This window comes from Faecalicatena fissicatena, assembly GCF_016900595.1.
GTDB classification, from domain to species: Bacteria; Bacillota; Clostridia; order Lachnospirales; family Lachnospiraceae; genus Claveliimonas; species Claveliimonas intestinigallinarum.
This window is the reverse complement of record NZ_JACLYY010000004.1, coordinates 113,576-135,889: the sequence shown is the minus strand read 5'-3', so window position 1 is coordinate 135,889 and position 22,314 is coordinate 113,576. Positions and strand designations below refer to the sequence as shown.

The window sequence follows — 22,314 nt, the reverse complement described above, 5'->3', positions numbered from 1 at the left end:
TTTTTATTTCTTCCTTTCTTATCTCTTTCGCCTTAGATCTTTGCGATGTCGATAAGGGTCAGCTTCTTGATATCTGTATTCTCCAGACTGGTGATGAGAGCCTCTGCCGTGTCGATGGCTGTCAGCACGTTGACGCCGGTCTCGATGGCGTTCCTGCGGATCACAAAGCCATCCCTGGCCCTGTCCGCTCCCTGGGGCGGTGTGTCGATGATCAGGTCGATCTTGTGTCCCAGGATCAGGTCCATAAGGTTGGGTGACTCCTGCTCGATCTTGTTCACAGGAACCGCCTTCACGCCGCCGGCCTGCAGGGCCTCGGCTGTGCTCCTTGTGGCGAAAATCTTGTAGCCGATCTTCTCAAAGCGGCGGCCGATCTCCACAGCCTCCGGCTTGTCCTCATCCCGGACGGTGATGATCATGTTCTTGTGCTTCGGCAGCTTGATGCCAGCTCCCAGGAAGGCCTTGTAGAGGGCCTCGTCAAAGGTCTTGGCAATGCCAAGGCACTCGCCTGTGGACTTCATCTCAGGTCCAAGACTGATGTCCGCGCCCCGGATCTTCTCAAAGGAGAACACCGGCATCTTGATGGCAAAGTAGTCCGCCTCTTTTTGCAGTCCCGGCGTGTAGCCCAGATCCTTCAGCTTGTGTCCGATGATCACCTTTGTGGCCAGCGGCACGATGGGGATGCCTGTCACCTTGCTGATGTAGGGAACGGTACGGCTGGATCTGGGGTTGACCTCGATAACGTACACGTCCTCTCCGCACACGATGAACTGGATGTTGATCAGTCCGATCACGTGGAGAGACTGAGCCAGCTTCTTTGTATACTCCTCAATGGTCTTCTTTGTCTTCTCGGAAATGCTCTGGGCCGGGTAGACGGAGATACTGTCTCCGGAGTGGATACCCGCTCTCTCAATGTGCTCCATGATACCCGGGATCAGGATGTCCTCGCCGTCGCAGACAGCATCCACCTCGATCTCCTTGCCCTGCAGGTACTTATCTACCAGGATGGGGTGATCCTGGGCGATCCGGTTGATAATACCGATAAATTCATCTATATCATGGTCGTTAATGGCAATCTGCATGCCCTGTCCGCCCAGCACGTAGGAGGGGCGCACAAGCACAGGATAGCCCAGACGGTTCGCCACCTCTTTTGCCTCCTCGGCTGTAAAGACCGTTCCTCCTGTGGGACGGGGAATACCGCATTTCTCCAGGATCTCGTCAAAGAGCTCCCTGTCCTCTGCCGCGTCCACGTCCTCCGCGGATGTTCCCAGGATGGGCACGCCCATCTTCATGAGAGACTCGGTCAGCTTGATAGCTGTCTGGCCTCCGAACTGCACGACAGCGCCGTCCGGCTTCTCCAAATCCACGATGCTCTCCACATCCTCCGGTGTAAGGGGCTCAAAATACAGCTTGTCCGCAATGTCAAAATCTGTACTTACCGTCTCCGGGTTGTTGTTCACGATGATGGTCTCATATCCCTCCTTGGAGAAGGCCCATGTACAGTGCACAGAGCAGAAGTCAAACTCAATACCCTGTCCGATGCGGATGGGGCCGGAGCCAAGGACAAGAACCTTCTTGCGGCCGCTTGTCTCCTCCACCTCATTTTCACTTCCGTATACAGAGTAATAGTAAGGTGTGGCTGCCGCAAACTCAGCCGCGCAGGTATCAACCATCTTGTAGGAGGCAGTGATGCCGTACTCGTGGCGCATGTCATGGATCTGCCTCTCCGTGTTGCCGGTCAGATCCGCGATCACGTTGTCCGGGAACTCCATCCTCTTTGCCTCTTTTAAGATCTCGGCGGACAGGGGCTTTGTCTTCAGCGTCTGCTCCATCTCCACCAGACGGGCGATCTTGTCGATGAACCATTTATCGATCTTTGTGATGCTGTAGATCTCGTCGTAGGAGATGCCCTTTCTCAGTGCCTCCGCGATCATCCAGATGCGGCGGTCATCCACGATCTCCAGCTTCTCCAGGATCTCCTCTCTTGTGAGGGCTGTGAAGTCGTAGGACATAAGGCTGTCCACATGCTGCTCCAGAGAGCGGATGGCCTTCATGAGGGCTCCCTCAAAGTTGTCACAGATGCTCATGACCTCTCCTGTGGCCTTCATCTGTGTAGTCAGCGTTCTCTTGGCGCTGATAAATTTGTCAAATGGCAATCTGGGCATCTTTACAACGCAGTAGTCAAGCATTGGCTCGAAGCTTGCATATGTCTTCTGTGTGACCGCGTTCTTGATCTCGTCCAGTGTGTAGCCAAGAGCAATCTTGGCCGCCACCTTGGCGATGGGGTAGCCTGTGGCCTTGGAGGCCAGGGCGGAAGAACGGCTCACACGGGGATTTACCTCGATAACGCAGTACTCAAAGCTGTCCGGTTTCAGGGCGTACTGCACGTTGCAGCCTCCGGTAATGTTCAGCTCGCTGATGATGTTCAGGGCGGAGGTACGGAGCATCTGGTACTCCTTGTCCCCCAGCGTCTGGGAGGGCGCCACGACGATACTGTCTCCTGTGTGCACGCCTACCGGGTCGATATTTTCCATATTACATACAGTAATGCAGTTGCCGTTGCTATCCCGCATTACCTCGTACTCGATCTCTTTCCATCCCGCGATGCAGCGCTCTACAAGCACCTGCCCCACGCGGGAGAGACGCAGGCCGTTCTCCAGGATCTCCACAAGCTGCTCCCTGTCGTGGGCGATACCGCCGCCGCTGCCGCCCAGCGTGTAGGCAGGGCGCAAGACAACCGGGTAGCCAATCTTCTCCGCGAACTTGATACCGTCCTCCACATTTTCCACCACGAGAGAGGCAGCCACTGGCTCGCCGATCTTCTCCATGGTAGTCTTGAACTCCAGACGGTCCTCCGCCTTCTTAATGGTCTCGGAGGTGGTTCCGATGAGGCGCACGTTGTTCCTCTTCAGGAAGCCGTTCTCCTCCAGCTCCATGGCCAGGTTCAGGGCCGCCTGTCCGCCCAGGGTGGGAAGGACGCTGTCCGGCTTCTCCTTCAGGATGAGCTGCTCTACCACTTCCACTGTCAGAGGCTCAATGTAGACGCGGTCCGCGATATCCTTGTCCGTCATGATGGTGGCAGGGTTGGAATTGAGAAGGACAACCTCCAGTCCCTCCTCCTTCAGGGAACGGCATGCCTGTGTTCCCGCATAGTCAAATTCTGCCGCCTGACCGATGACGATCGGACCGGAACCGATAACCAGTACTTTTTTAATATCTTTATTTCTAGGCATTAGTTTGCTCCTTTCATCATATCCATAAACCTGTCAAACAGATACCCTGAGTCCTGTGGTCCCGGGCATGCCTCCGGATGGAACTGCACGGTAAAAATGTTCTTTCCGATATAGGAAAGTCCCTCGTTCGTGCCGTCATTGACATTGACAAAGGCCTCCTTCGCGATGGCCGGGTCAATAGTGGAGGCGTCCACTGCGTATCCGTGGTTCTGGGAAGAGATGTATACCCGGTTGTTGGTCAGATCCTTCACCGGATGGTTGCCTCCCCTGTGTCCGTATTTCAGCTTGTATGTCTTTGCTCCGTTTGCCAGGGCCATGAGCTGATGTCCCAGGCAGATGGCAAAGATGGGAATGTCTGTCTCGTAGAGCTTTTTGATCTGAGCGATGATCTCCGTACAGGTCTCCGGGTCTCCCGGGCCGTTGGAGAGCATGATGCCGTCCGGCCTGGAGGCGATGATCTCCTCAGCAGTCGTGTCCGCCGGGTAGATGGTCACCTGGCAGCCTCTCTTATTCAGAGATTTTGCGATGTTGTTCTTCGCGCCGAAATCCATCAGGGCCACCTTCGGTCCATTTCCCTCCAGAACGTAGGGCTCCTGGCATGTGACCTTGGAGACTACGTCGCCCACTGTGTACGCGTGGAGCTTCGGAAGGATTTCGTCCAGGTCATAATTCTCGTTGGTGGTGATCATTCCGTTCATGGTTCCCTTTTCCCTCAGGATCTTGGTGAGGGCGCGGGTGTCGATCCCTGCAATTCCCGGGATATCCTGCTCCTTTAAGAAGTCCTGGATGGTTCCCTCACAGCGGAAGTTGCTGGGCATCCTCGATAATTCTCTTACGATGTAACCGTCCGGCCATGCTTTCTTTGACTCCATGTCCGGTGTAATTCCGTAATTTCCAATCAATGGATAGGTCATAACTACGGCCTGTCCTGCGTAAGAAGGGTCAGTCAGCACCTCCAGGTAGCCTGTCATGGAGGTATTAAATACAATTTCACTTATCATGTCTTTCGTGGATCCGATGCTGGTTCCCGTAAAGACGGTTCCGTCTTCCAAAATAAGAAACGCTTTCATTTATTCACCTTTTCCCTTCAAAATGTTTTCATGTAAAATGCGAAGATTGTTCTGCCTGCCAGAGCGCGCTCCATATTTCCGGGCGAAATAAAAGGCAGTATGTGCAAGCACAACTGCCTTTTAACATTTCTCCCCCAGCGACAAATCATGTCTCCACAAATTGTATAGATTATACTACAAATTAGGACAATTTTCAACCGATAAAATAGATTTTATTCGTACTCCCAGTACATCGTGATCTTGTCAAGGCTTTCATCGTCCCGGTAGGAGTACCGCACCGTGCCGATACCGTACAGGTGCGCCAGGTTTCTGGCCGCCCGGTCAGCCAGGTCTGTCAGCACCTCCTCCCGGGCCTGCCGGTAGACCTCAGGCCCGGAAAATTTCAGCACGGTTCGTTCCTCCCCCGCCGCGATGGACCGGTTCATTGCCTGCAGGATGGTCTCCGGATCATAGTTTTCATAGTACATGCCGTTCACCACATAGTAATTGTAAGCCATAGTATTGCAGGCCGGGAGCTCCTGGTCGCTGTCCGGCGTGTGGGTCTGAAAAAGCTGTGTGTCGTCGCAGCACATGTAGTCGTAGGCAATCTCCGGGTTCTCCTCCTGCCGGTAGACCGGGTCGCCCCAGGTGGCGTCCACATAGCAGTACTGATCCTGGCACCTAACCAGGTTCCAGGCATGGCCGCCTTCCCCTGACTGGGAGACGGCTGTACCGCTGACATAGGTGCAGAACACGCCCAGACGCTCCAGCAGGTACTGCACAGCCTTGGCGTAGCCGGCGCACACAGACCGCTTTCCAACAAACACGCTGTAAATATTCTGATTGTCCTCCGCCGTCAGGTCGTACTCCACGCCGCGGATCACATACTCGTACACGTACAGGATTTTCTCATAATCTCCTGCCTGGCTGTCTATCCCTGCCAGGCATCTAGCCGCCTCCTCCTCGATCTGTCTCCGGCGCTCCTCCTTTTCCTCCTCCGTGCAGTTGTACTCCGGCCGCAGAGAGGCGCTGCTGCCGGAAAGGCCAAAGGAGGCGCTGCTTGTCACCACGCTGCCGGCCCCGTCGCACCAGAATAGTTCCGGATAGTCCTTCATGACCAGGCCGTACAGACGGTCGATCTCCTCTGTGGATGCGTCATCCAGCTCTATCTCCTCCTGAAAGTCCAGAAGTCCGTCCCGTATCTTCCCGTAGACCTCCTTCTCCTTCTCATTCAGCTGCTGAAAATAGTATTTTTCTGTCCCGGCAGTTTCCCCGGACGCCTCACCGCCTTCTCCCTCTCCAGTTTCTCCCTCTTCGGCCTGCGCCTGCCCGCCGTCCTCCGGGGCCGGCTCCTCCAGGGCCGCCGTCTCCATGACTTTGCCCTGCCGCGCCCTTAAAAGGGCGGCAATGCTGTCCCCGCAGCCAAAAAGAACCGCCCCGGCCACAGCCGCCAGGAGCAGGCAGAGCAGCCCCCATCCTCTTTTCTTTTTTCTTCTATTCATATGGCAGAACTCCCGCTGTATTTTTCATAAGCCGGTCAGGCCGGCATTTTTTGCGTATCCAAATATAGTATATGAAAATTTTCGTTTTTTCACAATCTGAATTTTCCCTCATATACTGACAGTGACAAAACATTGCGCCCGGGAGGTTAACTATGCCTTCTTCCATAGGAAAACTGAAAATCAACGTCACCTCAGAAATAAACGGGTATCCGGTCTCCGGAGCCGACATCCGCATCTCCTACACCGGCATCCCTGACAACATACTGGAGGAGACTTCCACCGACAGCTCCGGCCAGACCGAGACACTGGAGCTGGACGCGCCGCCCGTGGAGTACAGCCTGGATGTAGATTCCGATGAGCAGCCCTACTCCGAGTACACCATCCTTGCCAGCGCCCCGGGATTTGAGACGATCAGCATAGCAGGGGCCGAGATCCTGGGAGATGTGACTGCCATCCAGAACATAAGGATGCGCCCCTCCGACTCCACAGACAGCCGGGAGGAGCGCTTTGTGATCCCCGCCCACACTCTCTACGGGAACTATCCTCCCAAAATACCGGAGGATGAAATCAAGCCGGTAAATGAGACCGGAGAGATCGTTCTGAGCCGGGTGGTGGTGCCGGAGTACATCGTGGTCCACGACGGCAGCCCCAGGGACAGCACAGCCCGGAATTACTATGTAAAATACAAGGATTACATCAAGAACGTGGCCTCCAGCGAAATCTACGCCACCTGGCCCGCCAACACCATCCGGGCCAACGTGCTGGCCATTATGTCCTTCACCCTGAACCGGGTGTACACGGAATGGTACAGGAACCAGGGCTATGATTTCACCATCACCTCCTCCACGGCCTTTGACCACAAATGGATCCCCGAGAGAAATGTGTACGACACCATCTCCGTCATCGTGGATGAGCTATTCGCAGATTATCTCTCACGCCCCAATGTGCGCCAGCCCATCCTGACCCAGTACTGCGACGGCCGTCAGGTCCAGTGCCCGAACTGGATGACGCAGTGGGGATCCAAGTCCCTGGGGGACCAGGGCTATACGCCCATCGAGATCCTCCGCTACTACTACGGGGACGACATGTACATCAACACAGCCGAGGCCATCTCCGGCATCCCCTCCTCCTGGCCGGGCTACAATCTGGAGGAGGGCTCCTCGGGAGCCAAGGTGCGCCAGCTGCAGGAGCAGCTGAACGTCATCGCCGGGGCCTATCCGGCCCTCCCGAAGCTGGGTGCAGACGGCATCTACGGCCCTGCCACGGCAGAGGCGGTGAGGAAATTCCAGAGCGTCTTCGGCCTTCCACAGACCGGGATCACAGACTATCCCACCTGGTACAAGATTTCCGAAATCTATGTGGGCGTCTCCCGGATCGCGGAGCTGACGTGAAGAGAGACCGTTTATGGCATATAACATCGCTTATCCGGGAGGAAAAGAAACAGACCGCGGAAGTTCCGCGGTCTGTCTTATCTCTTTTATACTGTTTTACACCGGATAGCTTCCGCTCTCTGTGTCTGCCACAGTGGGGTCGATCTTTGTCTGCTGTGCCTCCCGGTACTTGAAGAAGTCCACGGCAACCTGCGGGAAGAGTGCGTATGTCAGCACGTCCTCATCCTGCTGGATCCACTGCTCACACTCTTTTCTGAGAGTGTCCAGCTCATCCGGGATCAGGTCCGCCGGACGGCATGTGATGATCTCGGGATTATCGCCCAGCACCTTCTTAACCACATCCGGATTGAAGGGCTTTACGGTAGCTCCGTACTTTCCGCTTAAGACATCCTTTGTCTCCTTTGTGGCCATCTTGTAGCGCTCGCCCATCAGCACGTTGAACACGGCCTGTGTTCCCACGATCTGAGAGGACGGTGTAACGAGGGGCGGCTCACCCAGATCCTTGCGGACTCTCGGCACTTCCTCCAGAACCTCGTAGTATTTGTCCTCAGCTCCCTGCTCTTTCAGCTGGGATGTCAGGTTGGAGAGCATGCCTCCGGGTACCTGGTAGAGGAGTGTCTTGATGTTAACGCCAAGGTTCTTCGGATTGAGAAGACCGCTGTCCAGAGCCTCGTCCCTGATCGGGCGGAAGTAATCCGCGATCTCTGCCAGAAGCTTCTGATCCAGTCCTGTGTCGTAGGGTGTGCCCTTGAAGGTCTCCACCATAACCTCTGTGGCCGGCTGGGAGGTTCCCAGCGCGAACGGGGAGATGGCTGTGTCAATGACATCCACGCCCGCCTCAACAGCCTTCAGATATGTCATGGAAGCCACACCGGATGTATAGTGGGTGTGGAGCTGGATCGGGAGGTCAACTGCCTCCTTCATAGCGGAGATCAGCTCTGTAGCCTTGTAGGGCAGAAGAAGTCCTGCCATGTCCTTGATACAGATGGAGTTTGCGCCCATATCCTCGATCCTCTTCGCAATGTCGATCCAGTAGTCCAGGGTGTAAGCGTCGCCGATGGTGTAGGAAAGAGCCACCTGGGCGTCCGCTTTTTCCTTGTTGGCAGCCTTGACTGCGGTCTGGAGATTGCGGAGGTCATTCATACAGTCAAAGATACGGATGATGTCAATTCCGTTTGCGACTGATTTCTGAACAAAATACTCAACAACGTCGTCTGCGTAGGGACGGTAGCCAAGGATATTCTGTCCTCTGAAGAGCATCTGCAGCTTTGTATTCTTAAAGCCGTCCCGGAATTTTCTGAGGCGGTCCCACGGATCTTCCTTCAGGAAACGAAGGGACGCGTCAAAGGTAGCTCCGCCCCAGCACTCTACGGAGTGGTAGCCCACCTGGTCCATCTTGTCGATGATAGGCAGCATCTGCTCTGTCGTCATACGGGTGGCGATCAGAGACTGATGTGCGTCACGCAGAATGGTTTCTGTTATTTTCACTGGTTTTTTCTGAATTTCTGCCATTATTTCTTCCTCCATTATAATCTATTCAAATGACCGGCTCCGGCCGTCTTCCCAGGCCGGAGAAGCCGGCTTTTACATCACTCCGAAGATAGCCATAAAGGTTCCGGCCACGACCGCCGTACCGATAACTCCGGCCACGTTCGGTCCCATGGCATGCATCAGAAGGAAGTTCGTGGGATCATATTCCGCGCCCACCTTCTGGGATACCCTGGCCGCCATAGGCACGGCAGACACGCCGGCTGATCCGATCAGCGGGTTGATCTTTCCTCCGGACACCACGCACATGATCTTTCCGAGCACCACGCCTCCGGCCGTACCGAATATGAAGGCCACAAGTCCGAGGGCTACGATCTTCAGCGTATCCAGGTTGAGGAACGCCTCCGCGCTTGTGGTGGCGCCGACGGATGTGCCCAGCAGGATAACTACGATGTACATCAGAGCGTTGGATGCCGTCTCTGTCAGCTGCCTTACCACGCCGCACTCACGGAACAGGTTGCCCAGCATAAGCATACCTACAAGAGGTGCTGTGGTGGGAAGGATCATACATACCACGATGGTAACGATAATGGGGAAGAGGATCCTCTCCAGCTTGGATACGGGCCGGAGCTGCTCCATCTTGATCTTCCTCTCCTTATCCGTGGTCAAAAGCTTCATAACCGGCGGCTGGATAATGGGAACCAGCGCCATGTAGGAGTAAGCCGCCACGGCGATAGGCCCCAGGATCGCTGTCTGCTGCAGCTTTCCGGCAAGGAAGATGGATGTGGGGCCATCCGCTCCGCCGATGATGGCGATAGCCGCAGCCGCCTTGTCCGAAAATCCCATGGCCATAGCGCCAAGGTAAGCGGTGAAAATACCGAACTGCGCTGCCGCGCCCATCAGGAAGCTGGTGGGGTTGGCGATCAGCGGTCCGAAGTCCGTCATGGCTCCTACACCGAGGAAGATCAGTGACGGAAGGATGGACCACTCGTCCAGTACATAGAAATAATAGAGAAGACCTCCTGTGCCGTTGGCCGCGTCCTCCGCATGCAGCATGATATCCGGATAGATATTGACAAGCAGCATACCGAAGGCGATGGGTACAAGCAGCAGAGGTTCAAATCCATGTTTTATTGCAAGATACAGGAAAAAGCATGCAACAGCGATCATGACCAGGTTTCCCCATGTAAGGTTGAGGAAGGCCGTCTGCTGCACGAGGTTTCCCAATGTCGTTAATATATAATCCATTTTTTAACCTCCAGTCGTGTTTCAAAAGTTTCCCAGCAGATGCAGCGGGGCCGCTGCCCTGTTTAGTTCAGTGTAGCCAGTACCGCGCCTGCCTCTACGGCATCGCCCACAGCCACATCAATGCTGGCAACTGTTCCGTCCTCCGGTGCCACGATGGGGATTTCCATTTTCATAGCCTCAATGATGACAACCGCATCGCCGCGCTTTACGGCCTGGCCTACATTCGCCTCGATCTTAAATACCTTTCCGGCTGCTCCTGCCTTCACCTGGATGGAGCCTGCTCCTGCTGCCGGGGCCGGTGCGGGCGCTGCCGCGGGTGCCTTCGGTGCGGGCGCTGCCGGTGCCTTCGGTGCCGGTGCCGCTGCGGGCGCTGCTCCTGCCGCCTTCTCCTCAACCGTTACATCATATACATTTCCATTTACTGTGATTGTGTAATTTTTCATTTTTATATCCTCCTGATCCGGTTATGCTTAAATCCATTTATTTGATTTCCGACGTCTGATGCTTCTCACGATAAAGCCGTCTGCCGGTACTTCCTCTGATGCCGCGATAGCTGCCGCGATAACTGCCGCCAGCTCGCTGTCGTCTGTCACGTCCTCAGCCTCCGCCTGGGTCTCCGGGGCCGGCTGATCCGGTGCGCTCTGGGCCGGAGCCTCAGATGCCTGTGCTGTGGAGATCTCCGGGGCCGGAGCTGCTGTGTTCTTCCTGGAAAATGCCTCCTGCAGCTTCGGTATATATTTCAGCAGGGAGATGATCACGCAGATAATAATCAGTACACAGAACACGGTTCCCATGCCGAGCAGCGTGTTCAATCCCGCCTTGCTCAGGACCTCGCCCATGGAATAGATCCCGCTGACTGTAAGGCTGTCCAGATGCAGGTTGCCCCGCACATCCGCCTTATAGATGACCTCAAGGTTGGCCTCCCTGTCCGCGAACTGGGCTGTGGTTGTCACAGAGAGCTGTGTCTGGGAGGCGTCGTATGTGAAATCGCCGTGTCCCTCATAGGCTCCGCACTCATCCACACCTGCCTGCCAGGCGTCCATAGAGCTAAGGAAGCTGTCCCCTGTGAAGGGATAGCCTGACTGCGCCATCTGGATATCCAGCTGCTCGTCAGAGAGGCTGTTCCACTGCTCGATCGTCGTGTCGTCCGCGGTGGAGCAGTAGCTGATGAGGAACTCGGTGGCCTCCTCGATGGTGGCCTGGTCATACTCCACTCCAGAGTCTTTGCCGCTGCACCCGGCCAGGGCAAACACAACTGTAAGTGTGCATAATAATAAGCTAATTTTCTTCTTCAATTCGTCTCACCTCACTAAACTGTTCCATGTTTCTTTGCAGGACGATCCTCTCTCTTTGTAAAGAGCATCTCAAATGCTCCGATAATATATTTGCGCGTCTCTGCCGGGCTGATGACAGCGTCCACATACCCGCGTCCTGCCGCGGAAGCCGGGCTGGACTGGAGTGTGCGGTAGTCAGCCGCCTTCTCCGTCTGCGCTGCCCTGTCTGCATCCGGGTACATGATCTTTGCCGCCAGATTTGCGTCCATCATACCGATCTCGGCGTTCGGCCATGCGTAGACTATATCCGCGCCGATGGATTTGCTGTTCATGGCCACATAGGCGCTTCCGTAGGCTTTTCCAATGATCACGTTCACCTTCGGGACAGTAGCGTCGGCAAAGGCGTAGATCAGCTTGGCTGTCTCACGGGCCAGGTTTCTCTCTGCGCACTTGGAGGCGTCAAAGCCTGTCACATTGGTCAGCGTCAGGACCGGAATGTTGAAGGCGTCACAGAACTTCACGAACTGAGATGCCTTGCGGGCTCCCGCTGTGGACAGGGATCCGTCAAATTCCGCCACTACCTCTGCGTCCTCGTTGTAGACCTTGGAGCGGTTTGCCACAGCTCCCACTGTCATGCCATTGAGACGGATAAAGGCTGTAACCATATCCTTCGCGTAATCCTTCTTCACCTCGAAGACTACGCCGTTGTCTGAGATCTGGGCCAGGGCAATGGCTGTATCCTCCGCCGCGTTCTCAATATCCGCGCACAGACGGTTCAGGTCATCTGTACACTCGTCGTAGGATGCATCCTCCTCGTTATTGCAGGGCAGCATGCAGACCAGTGAGCGGATATCGGAGAGGATCTCCTCCTCTGTCCCCACTTTGTCTACAAGTCCCGCAGACTCACTCTGGAATTTCGGGGAGGCTGTGTCGCACTTCTGGGCTGTGTTGCCCGGGATTGCGTTGGGAGAATTCACGAACAGCTTCGCATTTTTCTCCTCCATAAATGTAAAGTCTGTCAGTGCGGCAAGAGCGGCCAGTCCGCCGCCACAGCTTCCGAAGACTGCCGTGATCTGGGGAACAACGCCAGAAGCCATCGTCTGCTTCAGATAAAGCTGTCCAAACGCGTCCAGCGCGTCTGTGGCCTCCTGCAGACGGATTCCCGCGCAGTCCACAAGCCCGATCACGGGCGCTCCCATCTTCATCGCCATGTCGTAGACAGACACGATCTTCTTCGCGTGCATCTCACCCATGGATCCACCCAGTACGGATGCATCCTGGCTGTAGACGTAGACAAGATTGCCGTCGATCAGCCCGTATCCGGTAATGACGCCGTCTCCCGGAGTTTTTGTTTCCTGCATGTTAAAATCAGTTGCTCTGGCAGTCACGCCGCCGCCGATTTCAACAAAGCTGCCTGCATCAAGAAGAGAAGTAATTCTCCGGCTTGCTGCATTTTCTGTTGCCATGTTGCTCATAACCTAGCCCTCCATTTTCATTATTATTTAAATCAGGTTTTCTCATGCAGATTATTGATAATTGCAAAAAGTCAACCAAATTTTCTGCCTATTATATTATATATTTTTTCTCATCTTAATTCAACTGTTTTTCGTATTTCTGTTAAAAATTTGGCAATGGCAGTCTTTGTCGGAAAAAGCAAAAAAAACAGCCCTCTGCTTTTCAAAGCAAAGAGCTGCTCTCCGTTTTTGGAAGCATATTCTAAAAGAACACCCTCTGTATGTCGTTAAACATGACTACCACCATCAACGCCATCAGAAGCACGATCCCGGCAAAATGGACATACCCTTCCTTCTCCGGCGGGATCCGCTTGCGCCGTACCGCCTCAATAATGAGAAAGACCAGCCGGCCTCCGTCCAGGGCGGGCAGGGGCAGAAGGTTCATAACCCCCAGGTTGGCGGAGATCAGGATCGCAATATTCAGCATATTGACAGCCACCGTGGCCGCTCCGTAGCTCTTGGCCTCCTGGTAGGTGTCATCCACCACGTCCACGATGCCCACCGGCCCGGAGAGCTGGTCAATACCGATCTGCCCTGTCACAAGCATCTTCAGGCTCAGGAGAGTAGTGTCAATCCAGTATTTCACCTCGTAGGCCCCGTACTGGACAGCCGTCAGGGGCCCTGCCGCCGTGTAGCCGCTGCTGCTGATGCCCAGCCTGTAGTACTTAAGTTCCTCGTCAAGCTTCGGGGTGATGGTGACAGTGTGCTCCTTCCCGTCCCTCTCATAGGTAAGCTCCACGTCCTCCCCCTGGTGAAACTGGTTGTACACCTGAATCTCCTTGAAGAGATGGATATGTTTCCCGTTCATCTCCACGATCCGGTCGCCGGCCTCAAGCCCTGCCTGGGCAGCCGGATAGTCTGCCTCCACCTCTCCCGCCACCGGCTCGTCGTAGCCCGACGCTCCCACAAGGACGGCGGCGCAGATGAGAGCCAGGATGAAATTGAACACAGGCCCTGCCGCTATGACGGAGATCCTGGCCCACACGGACTTGTTGTTGAAATTGGCGGGGGAGTCCGTCGCCTCCTCGTCCTCGCCCATGGCGCAGTACCCGCCGATGGGCAGGATGCGCACCGCGTACAGGGTGCCGTGGTACTCCTTCGTAAAGATAGCCGGCCCCATTCCGACGGAGAACTCCTGCACGTCGATATGGTTCAGCTTCGCCAGGGTAAAATGCCCCAGCTCGTGGAAAAAGATGATAAAGCTGAAGATTAAGATTGCAATGATGATACCCAAATGTTACCTCCTGCCAAGTCTGCTGTTTATATACTCATAGACGCCCGCCTCTGTGTCCAGTATCTCGTCCAGGGAGGGGGAGGGAATGTTCACATGCCTCTCCATGCACTCCCCGATCAGATCCGTGATCTCCAGGTAGCCGATCTGCCGGTCCAGGAATTTCGCCACAGCCATCTCGTTGGCCGCGTTAAACACAGTGGGGAGGCTGCCGCCGGTCCGGCCCGCCTGGTAGGCCAGGGCCAGGGCCCGGAAGGTCTCTGTGTCCGGCCTCTCAAAGTCCAGCTTTCCGATCCTCCAGAAATCCAGCCTCTCCCCCGGCAGATACCTCCTCTGCGGGTAGTAGAGGGCGTACTGGATGGGCAGCTTCATATCCGGCGTCCCCAGCTGGGCGATGACGGCTCCGTCGTCGTACTCCACCATGGAGTGGACCACGCTCTGGGGCTGTACCACAACCTGGATCTGGTCCACGTCCACGCCAAAGAGCCACTTTGCCTCGATCACCTCCAGCCCCTTGTTCACCATAGTGGAGGAGTCGATCGTGATCTTTCTCCCCATCTCCCAGTTGGGGTGCTTCAGGGCATCCTCCACCTGTACATTTTTAAGCTCCTCCCGTTTTTTCCCCCGGAAGGGCCCGCCGGAGGCGGTCAGAAGGATCTTCTTCAGAGCTCCTGCCTGCCCTCCCTGGAGGGACTGGAAGATCGCGCTGTGCTCGCTGTCCACCGGCAGGATGGACACGCCTCTCTCCTTTGCCAGAGGCATGATGAGATGCCCCGCTGTCACCAGAGTTTCTTTATTGGCCAGGGCGATATCCTTCCCCGCCCGGATGGCCTCCATAGTGGGCCGGATGCCGATCATGCCCACAATGGCTGTTACAAGTATATCCGTCTTCTCCTCCGTTGATACCTGGATCAGGCCGTCCATGCCGGATACAACCTGTGTGTCCAGGTCCCGGATACGGTCCTTCAGCTCCGCCGCCAGCTTCTCGTCCCAGACAGCCGCCAGCCGCGGAGAGAACTCCCGGATCTGCCGCTCCAGGAGATCAATATTTCTTCCTGCCGCCAGGGCAGTCACTTCTATATCTTTGTTTTCTCTCACAACCTCCAGTGTCTGTGTCCCGATGGAGCCTGTGGAGCCCAGTATAGCTATTTTTTTCATTTCTCTCCTCCTTCCCGCAGAGGTGCTCTGCTCTCTTATCCGATCAGCCAAGCCAGATAATAGATGACAGGAGCTGTAAAGATCACGCTGTCAAACCGGTCCAGTATGCCGCCGTGGCCCGGGATCAGCTTCCCGTAGTCCTTCACATTGTGGTTCCTCTTGATGGCTGAGGCCGCCAGGTCGCCGATCTGGGAGATAACGCCTCCCACGCCGCAGATCACCGCGTAGAACAGAGGATCCACGTCCGCTCCGCCCCACTGGTTCATGGCCAGGGAGAAGAGGGCGCCCAAAAGCGCCGCGCCCAGGACGCCTCCCACGCCGCCCTCCACGGATTTCTTCGGGCTTAAGCGGGGCGCCATCTTGTGCTTTCCGATGAGCATGCCCACGCAGTAGGCACAGGTATCACACCCCCAGGAGCTCAGGAAAATGAGCCAGACAGCCACTCCGCCGTCGGGCAGCATCCTCGTCTGATACACGTAGGACAGCATGACGGCCACATAGAAGAGGCCGAAAAAGGTCACCATCACCTGCTCTGTCCGGAAAGCCGGAAAGGTGAACACGTACACCGCCATGACCACCACAAGGAACAGGATGGTGAACGCGGTCATCCACTCCATCCGGTCTGTGTACAGGAGCGCGTAGTAGACCAGGGCCCCCAGATAGCCAGTGACACCGAGGGCCTTCCTCTGCACATCCACCACCTTGTAGAGCTCGCCCATACCGATAAGGCTGATCACCGCCAGCACGCCGAAGAGAAGATTGCCGCCGTATCCCACCGTGGCGATGAGGATGATCACCAGCACGATACCGCTCAAAAGCCTTGTCTTAAACATGTTCTCCGTCCTCCTTCTTCTCCACTCCGCCGTACCGCCGGTCCCGGCTGTTGTACTGCTCGATGGCCTTCATGAGCTCTTCCTTTGTAAAATCAGGCCAGAGCACATCTGTGAAATAGAACTCTGAATAGGCGAGCTGCCACAGAAGGAAGTTGGACAGCCTCTCCTCCCCGCTTGTGCGGATGAGAAGATCCGGATCCGGAATGTCATGGGTGTCCAGATAGGAGGAGATGACCTCCGAAGTGATACTCTCCGGCTCCAGCTTCCCATCCTTCGCGTCCCGCGCTATCTTTCGCACCGCCCGGACGATCTCGTCCCGGCTGCCGTAATTGAGGGCGATCTGGAAATTCAGGCCGCCATTGTTCTTCGTGGCCTCCTCAAGCTCGGCGATCCGGCTGCGGATGTCCGCATCCAGCCGGGTCTTGTCGCCGATGACCCGGACCTTCATATCATTTTTCGCCGCCGTCTTCAGACAGGTCTTCATGTAGTTGCGAAGAAGCTTCATGAGGGCGTCCACTTCATCCTTGGGGCGGCTCCAGTTCTCTGTGGAGAAGGCGTACACAGTCAGATACTTGATGCCCATTCTCCAGGCCTCCTCACAGATCCTCTCCACATTTTTGCTTCCCTGGGCATGGCCGTAATTGCGGGGCATGCCCTTGGACCTGGCCCAACGTCCGTTTCCGTCCAGGATGATCGCCACATGCCTTGGTACATTCATCGCATTGTCTCCCTTCACAAGAGGGACGGGCACATGATGTCCCGTCCCCCGTCTTTTCTCTCAGTTTTTTCTGACTAAACCGTCATAACCTCTTTTGACTTGCTCTCCACCGCTTTATCCACTTCTTTGATATATTTGTCTGTCAGCTTCTGCAGATCGTCTTCCAGATCCTTGATCTCATCCTCTGACACGTCGCTTCCCTTTAGCTTCTTGAAAGCGTCATTTCCATCCCGGCGGATGTTGCGGACAGCCACCTTGGCCTGCTCGCCTTTTTTCTTCACGTCCTTCACCAGCTCTTTTCTGCGCTCCTCCGTCAGCTCCGGAAATATAAGGCGCACGCATGAGCCGTCGTTTGTGGGGTTGATGCCCAGGTCGGACATGTTGATGGCCTTCTCGATGACCTTCAGCATGCTCTTCTCCCAGGGCTGGATCTGGATCATCCGTGCCTCCGGCACAGACACATTGGCCACCTGCTGGATCGGTGTGGGAGTTCCGTAGTAGTCCACGGTGATCTTGTTGAGCACGTTGGGGTTCGCCCGTCCTGCCCTTATCGTCACCAGCTCTCCCTCCAGGTTCGCCAGCGTCTTCTTCATCTTGTCCTCGTATGGTTTCAGTCTTTCATTCATGATGGTTTCCTCCCTTATGACTTTATACTACACGGTCACCTTTGTGCCGGTAAATGTTCCAGATAATGTCTCCACAATGCTGTTCTCTTCGTTCAGCCCGAACACCAGCATAGGCATCCTGTTCTCCAGACACATGATGGACGCGGTCAGATCCACTGCCATCAGCTTCTTGTCAATGATCTCCTGGATGGAGATCTCGTCGTATTTCACAGCCTCCGGATTCACCTTCGGGTCGCTGTCATAGATGCCGTCAATGGCCTTTGCCAGCAGCATGGCGTCAGCCTCGATCTCGATAGCCCGAAGCACTGCCCCTGTGTCTGTGGAGAAATAGGGGTGTCCTGTTCCTCCCGCGAAGAATACGACCTTGCCCTGCTCCAGCGCTTCCACAGCCTTGTCCTTGGAGAAGAGGGTGGTGAAGGCGCCGCACACAAAGGGTGTGAACACCTCTGTCTTCATGCCCACATGCCGGAAGATATCAGACACATAGATACAGTTCATGACAGTGGCCAGCATGCCGATCTGATCCGCCTTTGTCCGGTCGATGGTCTCGCTGGTCCTTCCCCGCCAGAAGTTTCCGCCTCCGGTCACGATTGCCACCTGGTATCCCTCGTCCACGATCTGCTTTACCTGCTTGGCGACGCCGATGCAGGTGTCCTCGTCAAATCCGGTCTTCTTCTCGCCTGCCAGCGCCTCTCCGCTCAGCTTTAACAACACTCTTTTCATAAAGTTTTGCTCCTTGTCTTACTGTTGTACTCCTGCTGCACAGCTGGTATTTCTCCTTCTGTGCATACCTAAATTAAAGTATAGCATAGGTTGCCCAAAAAGGGAACTTACTTTTTTCCGGGCGCTGCGCCCTCTCCCGGGGCCCGGGTTCCCATAATGCCAAAGTACATTGCCAGCAGGAGAGCCCCCGCCAGGATCCAGGCCGCGGGGCTTGCCATGCAGGTGCCAAGGTAGCTTCCCTGGCGGGATGATATAAGCGCCACAGCGCCTCTGCCGATGAGCTCCGCCACGCCCGCCATCATGGGAAGGAGGGCATAGCCCATCCCCTGGATACCGTTCCGGTAGATGTTTACCACTGCCAGGGGGATGAACATGGCTCCGGCGCATTTCAGATAGATGTCCGCCAGCCCCATGATCTGCCCCACCTGCTCAGACACGAAGAGGACCACCAGATATTTCCCTCCCAGGAAAATGGCGCCTCCCGCCAGGACAGCGTAGATGCTTCCGATCACCGTGGCGGAGGAAAAGCCCTTCTTCAGCCGGTCCCATCTGCCTGCCCCCATATTCTGGGCACAGTAGGTGGCCATGGTGGTGCCAAGGGCCACGTAAGCCTGGCTCACCACCTGCTCGATCTTGCTGGCCGCCGCAAAGCTGGCCACGGACAGGGCTCCCAGCGTGTTGAGAGCCGCCTGCACCATGATGGTGCCGATGGCTGTGATAGAGTACTGGAGAGCCATGGGAAGACCGATCTTGATCTGCCACAGGGACAGGTCCCGGTGCAGCCGCCAGTCCTCCTTTTTCAGGTGCAGATCCGGCACCTTTTTGAAAATGTATATGAGACAGGCAGCCCCCGACACGCCCTGGGAGATGACGGTGGCGTAGGCGGCTCCCGCGGCTCCCATGTGGAACACGATGATGAACACCAGATCCAGCACTACATTTAGGAAGGCCGCCAGGATCAGGAAGTAGAGGGGCACCTTGCTGTTCCCCAGGGCCCGCAGGATGCTGGCCAGAAGATTGTAGAGCACCTGAGCCACGATCCCCGCGCAGATGACCATGATGTAGCCGTAGGCCTCGCTGTAGATCTCCGGCGGCGTGTTCATCCACCCCAGGATCTGCTTCATCATGGACATGCTCAGCACCGTCATGATGACAGAGACAACAGCCGACAAAATATAGGCTGACGCCACGGACTGGCGCATGGCCTTCATGTTCCCGGCCCCGAAGTGCTGGGCTGTGATCACCGTAAAGCCCGCCGTCAGGCCCTGAAGAAAGCCGATGATCAGGAACATCAGCGTGCCGCAGGAGCCCACCGCCGCCAGGGCGTTAGGTCCCACGAATTTGCCCACGATCACCGCGTCGGCCATATTGTAGAGCTGCTGAAATATATTTCCTATGAAAATAGGAAGTGTAAAGTTCAGGATCACCCGGGCCGGGCTTCCCACTGTCATATCTGTTTCCATCCAGTCTTCCTCCTTCGTCCTCTTTTATGCGCAAACGAGCTCCATTATATAGAAGGCGCAGGGAAAACGCAAGACTCTTCCGGAAAAAATAACAAGAATTTTCCTTTCTCTTTACGGCCGCGGTGGCCATTGCAAAAAAAAGCGGCAGATCCGTTTGTCCGCCGCTCTTTTCCGTGCTTTTCTCAGTTGTGCTTTAGATGTATTCTTTTCTCTCAAAATACTTCATCAGGATGTCCGCGCAGTTCTCTACGCCCAGGTCCGATGTGTTGAGGATCATGTGGTAGTTGTTCACATCCCCCCACGTCTTCCCGGTGTGCTCGTAATAGTACTCCGCCCTCTCCTTGTCCGTCTTCTCGATCTTCTTCTCCGCCTCCTCGCGGCTTAAGCCTTCCTTTCCCATGATCCTCTTGATCCGGTCTTCCTTGTCCGCGCACACGTAGATATTGAAGACATTGCGTCTGTCCTTGAGGATCTCGGAGGCGCACCTTCCCAGGATGATGCAGGGCTTTTCCGCCAGCTTTTTGATGACCTCTACTTCGGAGTCATAGGTATGGCTGCTCATCTCCTCCTCCACATTCACCTTGTCATACACTGGAATGTCAAGTCTCTCGGAGAGTTCCTGGGCGATCCTGCTGGCTCCTGTGCCGTAACGCCTGCTCATGGTTATCACTAATTTCATACCAATTCCTCCTTTGTAGTCCGGTTTTTGTGCCGCGCAATTATTATACCACATCTTCACCCGGATGTACAATCCGAAGGACCCACTCTTCGCGGATTTCCCATATATTTCCGCACACATTGAAGATGGTCCACCTGTCTATGTCAAAGATCCTCTCCCAGCTCTCCCTGATGCGCCGCTCCTCCTCAGGGTACATCCCCTTGTACCGCCCCTGGAAGAACTCAAATCCGTTGGCCACCCCCAGCTCCCGAAGGTGCCGCCTGTACTGCTCCCGGTCCTCCCTGTCCTTCGGGAGATAGATCCTGTTCAGAACATAGTCCCACTTCTCATCGTCAAAGTAGATGACCTGATCCTTCGGCACCTCCAGCACGTACACGACGGTCCCCGGTACCGGCCGCAGACAGTTCTCCCTGCTGATAGAGCACCAGATAGGTGCCTGCACGTCCGCAGGCTTTTTTACTCTGGCGGAAGCCTTTCTCGTAAACCAGTCGTAGCTTTCCAGAAAAAGGGGTGCTATATCCCCGAAATGGAGCTCCACGTAGGCCCTCTGGTTGATGATCCTGCCGTCCCTCTCAAGCTGGTACAGCGTCTTGTCGTTCTGCCTCGTATAGAGGCGCACTGTCTCTCTCCTGTCTTGTTCCATGTCTGTCTCCTCCTACTTTCCCGCATACCAGAGCGCCAGCGCCTCTCCCCCGAAGAAAGCCGCTGCCATACCAAGGCAGAGAAACGGGCCAAAGGGGACCGCGTCCCTCCTGGACGCCCTCCCGGCCAGAAGCAGAGCCGCCGTCACTGCCCCGGCTGCCAGAAAGGCCAAAGCTCCCGCGGCCAGCATGGCCCTCCACCCAAGGACAAAACCTCCTGCCCCGGCAAGCTTGATATCGCCGCCCCCGAATGCCCCGGGGGCAAGGCAGCAGACTACCGTCAGCGGGAGGCTGACACAGAGAAATCCACCCAGCCTGTCCGCCAGATCCAGTCCCTCCGTCCCATTCATCCCCCTCAGCTCCCATCCCCAGGGGGCCACGCCCAGGATCCAGCACAAAAGGCCGAGCCCCAGGATGCAGACCACCGCCCCGTCAGGTATCCTGCGGCGCCTTAAGTCCTCCCCGGCCGCCCAGGCCAAAAGAAGGAGGAACGCGCAGAGGCACGCACCTCTAAGGGCAGGGCACGCACCTGCATCCACAAGTCTCGTCACATGAAAAAAGCGCATATGTTTACACGGTATGATACTCCCTGAACAGCTCCTCCACCGCCGCCTCGTAGGCCGCCGGCTTCTCCGCCTTGCGGATTTTTTTCAGAGGCTTTCCGGCGTCCTGGAAAAGCTGTCCCATATAGGTCCACAGCTCCTTCATCTTAAAGAGCACAGGCCTTATCCCCGGCATCTCCTCCCGGTACCACTGGTAGATCCGGTCATGAAATGTACGGAGGGCCTCCTTGTCCGGCATCTTCCCTCCCTGCAGCAGCAGATGGAGGGCCGGATTGACAAGAAGTCCTCTGCCGATCATCACCCGGTCCAGCTTTGGGAAGCGCTCTGTCAGAGCTCTCATATCCTCCTCTGACCGGATATCCCCGTTGTAGCAGACCGGATTCAGGCTGTGCTCTGCCCCGTAGGCAAAAAAATCCATGTGGACGGAGCCGCTGTAGAAATCCCGCTGGGTTCTGGGGTGGATGATGAGCTCCTTCAGGGGATACCGGTTGTAGATGTCAAGGAGCCGGAAGAACTCCTCCGGCTCCTCCACCCCCAGCCTTGTCTTCACCGAGATTTCCATATCCCCCAGAGGTCCCTCTCCCCCTCTTTTGCAGGCAGAGAAGACCTCCTCGAAAAACCGGTCCAGCTCCCTTGGTTTCGCCAGAAAGCCGGAGCCCCTGTACTTGGTCACGACAGTCCTGGAGGGGCATCCCAGGTTCAGATTGATTTCCCTGTAGCCCAGCTCCCCCAGCTTCGCCGCTGTGGTGATGAAATCCCGCGGATTGTTTGTGAGAAGCTGAGGCACCGTGCAAATGCCCTGGTTATGGGCAGGGAGTATGTCATTTTTCTCTCTGGCGCTGAACTTTCCCTTCTGTCCCGGTGCGATGAATGCTGTAAAATATTTGGATATGCCGGGAAACAGGCTGTGGTGCACGTTCCTGTGTATGTAGCCGGTAATTCCCTCCATGGGTGCAAAATAGTATTCCATCTTCTGTCCTCTT

The 22,314-nt window shown here is 55.8% G+C and carries 20 protein-coding genes; 1 reads left to right on the top strand and 19 read right to left on the bottom strand.

Annotated elements, in window-relative coordinates; genetic code table 11:
- Positions 1-32: 32 nt before the first annotated feature.
- The 3 genes from carB to H7U36_RS05600 form a co-directional block, all read right to left on the bottom strand.
- Positions 33-3,230 (bottom strand): carbamoyl-phosphate synthase large subunit, encoded by a 3,198-nt coding sequence (gene carB / locus H7U36_RS05610; RefSeq protein WP_033124412.1) that lies wholly within the window; start codon positions 3,228-3,230, stop codon positions 33-35.
- Positions 3,230-4,300, bottom strand: coding sequence for a carbamoyl phosphate synthase small subunit (locus tag H7U36_RS05605; RefSeq protein ID WP_033124413.1), 1,071 nt, complete (start codon positions 4,298-4,300; stop codon positions 3,230-3,232). Before H7U36_RS05605 ends, carB begins: the two co-directional genes overlap by 1 nt.
- Before the next feature lie 212 nt (positions 4,301-4,512).
- Positions 4,513-5,781 (bottom strand): transglutaminase domain-containing protein, encoded by a 1,269-nt coding sequence (locus H7U36_RS05600; RefSeq protein WP_033124414.1) that lies wholly within the window; start codon positions 5,779-5,781, stop codon positions 4,513-4,515.
- A 152-nt stretch (positions 5,782-5,933) separates the two neighbouring features.
- On the opposite strand from H7U36_RS05600, the gene H7U36_RS05595 reads away from it, so the two are divergent.
- The gene (locus tag H7U36_RS05595) at positions 5,934-7,172 is read left to right on the top strand and encodes a peptidoglycan-binding protein (RefSeq protein ID WP_033124415.1); all 1,239 of its coding nucleotides are present in this window, start codon (positions 5,934-5,936) and stop codon (positions 7,170-7,172) included.
- Positions 7,173-7,268: 96 nt separating this feature from the next.
- On the opposite strand, the gene H7U36_RS05590 is transcribed toward H7U36_RS05595, so the two are convergent.
- The 16 genes from H7U36_RS05590 to H7U36_RS05515 all read right to left on the bottom strand — a co-directional run bounded on the left by H7U36_RS05590 (position 7,269) and on the right by H7U36_RS05515 (position 22,301).
- Positions 7,269-8,684, bottom strand: coding sequence for an oxaloacetate decarboxylase subunit alpha (locus H7U36_RS05590; protein WP_033124416.1), 1,416 nt, complete (start codon positions 8,682-8,684; stop codon positions 7,269-7,271).
- A 72-nt stretch (positions 8,685-8,756) separates the two neighbouring features.
- Entirely contained in the window at positions 8,757-9,908 is a 1,152-nt protein-coding gene (locus H7U36_RS05585) for a sodium ion-translocating decarboxylase subunit beta (RefSeq protein WP_033124417.1), read from the bottom strand.
- Positions 9,909-9,970: 62 nt separating this feature from the next.
- Complete coding sequence (locus H7U36_RS05580) at positions 9,971-10,351, bottom strand: biotin/lipoyl-containing protein (protein ID WP_138303430.1); 381 nt, start codon at positions 10,349-10,351, stop codon at positions 9,971-9,973.
- A 27-nt stretch (positions 10,352-10,378) separates the two neighbouring features.
- Positions 10,379-11,203, bottom strand: a complete 825-nt coding sequence (locus H7U36_RS05575; protein ID WP_138303432.1) for an OadG family transporter subunit — start codon at positions 11,201-11,203, stop codon at positions 10,379-10,381.
- Positions 11,204-11,217: 14 nt separating this feature from the next.
- A complete protein-coding gene (locus tag H7U36_RS05570; protein WP_138303433.1) occupies positions 11,218-12,657 on the bottom strand; it encodes an acyl-CoA carboxylase subunit beta in 1,440 nt (479 codons plus the stop codon).
- Between the two features lie 241 nt (positions 12,658-12,898).
- A complete protein-coding gene (gene rseP, locus H7U36_RS05565) occupies positions 12,899-13,930 on the bottom strand; it encodes an RIP metalloprotease RseP (protein WP_205155785.1) in 1,032 nt (343 codons plus the stop codon).
- A gap of 3 nt (positions 13,931-13,933) precedes the next feature.
- Positions 13,934-15,085, bottom strand: a complete 1,152-nt coding sequence (locus H7U36_RS05560; protein WP_205155784.1) for a 1-deoxy-D-xylulose-5-phosphate reductoisomerase — start codon at positions 15,083-15,085, stop codon at positions 13,934-13,936.
- Between the two features lie 35 nt (positions 15,086-15,120).
- Positions 15,121-15,918, bottom strand: a complete 798-nt coding sequence (locus H7U36_RS05555; protein ID WP_033124423.1) for a phosphatidate cytidylyltransferase — start codon at positions 15,916-15,918, stop codon at positions 15,121-15,123.
- Positions 15,911-16,636 (bottom strand): undecaprenyl pyrophosphate synthase, encoded by a 726-nt coding sequence (locus H7U36_RS05550; RefSeq protein WP_033124424.1) that lies wholly within the window; start codon positions 16,634-16,636, stop codon positions 15,911-15,913. Before H7U36_RS05550 ends, H7U36_RS05555 begins: the two co-directional genes overlap by 8 nt.
- Before the next feature lie 74 nt (positions 16,637-16,710).
- Positions 16,711-17,262 (bottom strand): ribosome recycling factor, encoded by a 552-nt coding sequence (gene frr / locus H7U36_RS05545; RefSeq protein WP_033124425.1) that lies wholly within the window; start codon positions 17,260-17,262, stop codon positions 16,711-16,713.
- Between the two features lie 27 nt (positions 17,263-17,289).
- Positions 17,290-17,985 (bottom strand): UMP kinase, encoded by a 696-nt coding sequence (gene pyrH / locus H7U36_RS05540; RefSeq protein ID WP_033124426.1) that lies wholly within the window; start codon positions 17,983-17,985, stop codon positions 17,290-17,292.
- A 107-nt stretch (positions 17,986-18,092) separates the two neighbouring features.
- Positions 18,093-19,448, bottom strand: coding sequence for an MATE family efflux transporter (locus H7U36_RS05535; protein ID WP_138303442.1), 1,356 nt, complete (start codon positions 19,446-19,448; stop codon positions 18,093-18,095).
- Positions 19,449-19,641: 193 nt separating this feature from the next.
- Positions 19,642-20,127, bottom strand: a complete 486-nt coding sequence (locus H7U36_RS05530; protein WP_191428811.1) for a cytidylate kinase-like family protein — start codon at positions 20,125-20,127, stop codon at positions 19,642-19,644.
- 43 nt (positions 20,128-20,170) lie between these two features.
- Entirely contained in the window at positions 20,171-20,770 is a 600-nt protein-coding gene (locus tag H7U36_RS05525) for a DUF3841 domain-containing protein (RefSeq protein ID WP_205147456.1), read from the bottom strand.
- A gap of 12 nt (positions 20,771-20,782) precedes the next feature.
- Positions 20,783-21,334, bottom strand: coding sequence for a prepilin peptidase (locus H7U36_RS05520; RefSeq protein ID WP_205147455.1), 552 nt, complete (start codon positions 21,332-21,334; stop codon positions 20,783-20,785).
- Positions 21,335-21,338: 4 nt separating this feature from the next.
- Positions 21,339-22,301, bottom strand: a complete 963-nt coding sequence (locus H7U36_RS05515; protein WP_205147454.1) for a tRNA dihydrouridine synthase — start codon at positions 22,299-22,301, stop codon at positions 21,339-21,341.
- Between the last annotated feature and the right edge of the window lie 13 nt (positions 22,302-22,314).

Excerpts from the sequence above, each read along its gene's own strand:
- carB (WP_033124412.1), bottom strand. The coding sequence starts at position 3,230 with ATGCCTAGAAATAAAGATATTAAAAAAGTACTGGTTATCGGTTCCGGT.
- H7U36_RS05605 (WP_033124413.1), bottom strand. The coding sequence starts at position 4,300 with ATGAAAGCGTTTCTTATTTTGGAAGACGGAACCGTCTTTACGGGAACC.
- H7U36_RS05600 (WP_033124414.1), bottom strand. The coding sequence starts at position 5,781 with ATGAATAGAAGAAAAAAGAAAAGAGGATGGGGGCTGCTCTGCCTGCTC.
- H7U36_RS05595 (WP_033124415.1), top strand. The coding sequence starts at position 5,934 with ATGCCTTCTTCCATAGGAAAACTGAAAATCAACGTCACCTCAGAAATA.
- H7U36_RS05590 (WP_033124416.1), bottom strand. The coding sequence starts at position 8,684 with ATGGCAGAAATTCAGAAAAAACCAGTGAAAATAACAGAAACCATTCTG.
- H7U36_RS05585 (WP_033124417.1), bottom strand. The coding sequence starts at position 9,908 with ATGGATTATATATTAACGACATTGGGAAACCTCGTGCAGCAGACGGCC.
- H7U36_RS05580 (WP_138303430.1), bottom strand. The coding sequence starts at position 10,351 with ATGAAAAATTACACAATCACAGTAAATGGAAATGTATATGATGTAACG.
- H7U36_RS05570 (WP_138303433.1), bottom strand. The coding sequence starts at position 12,657 with ATGAGCAACATGGCAACAGAAAATGCAGCAAGCCGGAGAATTACTTCT.
- H7U36_RS05560 (WP_205155784.1), bottom strand. The coding sequence starts at position 15,085 with ATGAAAAAAATAGCTATACTGGGCTCCACAGGCTCCATCGGGACACAG.
- H7U36_RS05555 (WP_033124423.1), bottom strand. The coding sequence starts at position 15,918 with ATGTTTAAGACAAGGCTTTTGAGCGGTATCGTGCTGGTGATCATCCTC.
- H7U36_RS05550 (WP_033124424.1), bottom strand. The coding sequence starts at position 16,636 with ATGAATGTACCAAGGCATGTGGCGATCATCCTGGACGGAAACGGACGT.
- frr (WP_033124425.1), bottom strand. The coding sequence starts at position 17,262 with ATGAATGAAAGACTGAAACCATACGAGGACAAGATGAAGAAGACGCTG.
- pyrH (WP_033124426.1), bottom strand. The coding sequence starts at position 17,985 with ATGAAAAGAGTGTTGTTAAAGCTGAGCGGAGAGGCGCTGGCAGGCGAG.
- H7U36_RS05535 (WP_138303442.1), bottom strand. The coding sequence starts at position 19,448 with ATGGAAACAGATATGACAGTGGGAAGCCCGGCCCGGGTGATCCTGAAC.
- H7U36_RS05530 (WP_191428811.1), bottom strand. The coding sequence starts at position 20,127 with ATGAAATTAGTGATAACCATGAGCAGGCGTTACGGCACAGGAGCCAGC.
- H7U36_RS05525 (WP_205147456.1), bottom strand. The coding sequence starts at position 20,770 with ATGGAACAAGACAGGAGAGAGACAGTGCGCCTCTATACGAGGCAGAAC.
- H7U36_RS05520 (WP_205147455.1), bottom strand. The coding sequence starts at position 21,334 with ATGCGCTTTTTTCATGTGACGAGACTTGTGGATGCAGGTGCGTGCCCT.
- H7U36_RS05515 (WP_205147454.1), bottom strand. The coding sequence starts at position 22,301 with ATGGAATACTATTTTGCACCCATGGAGGGAATTACCGGCTACATACAC.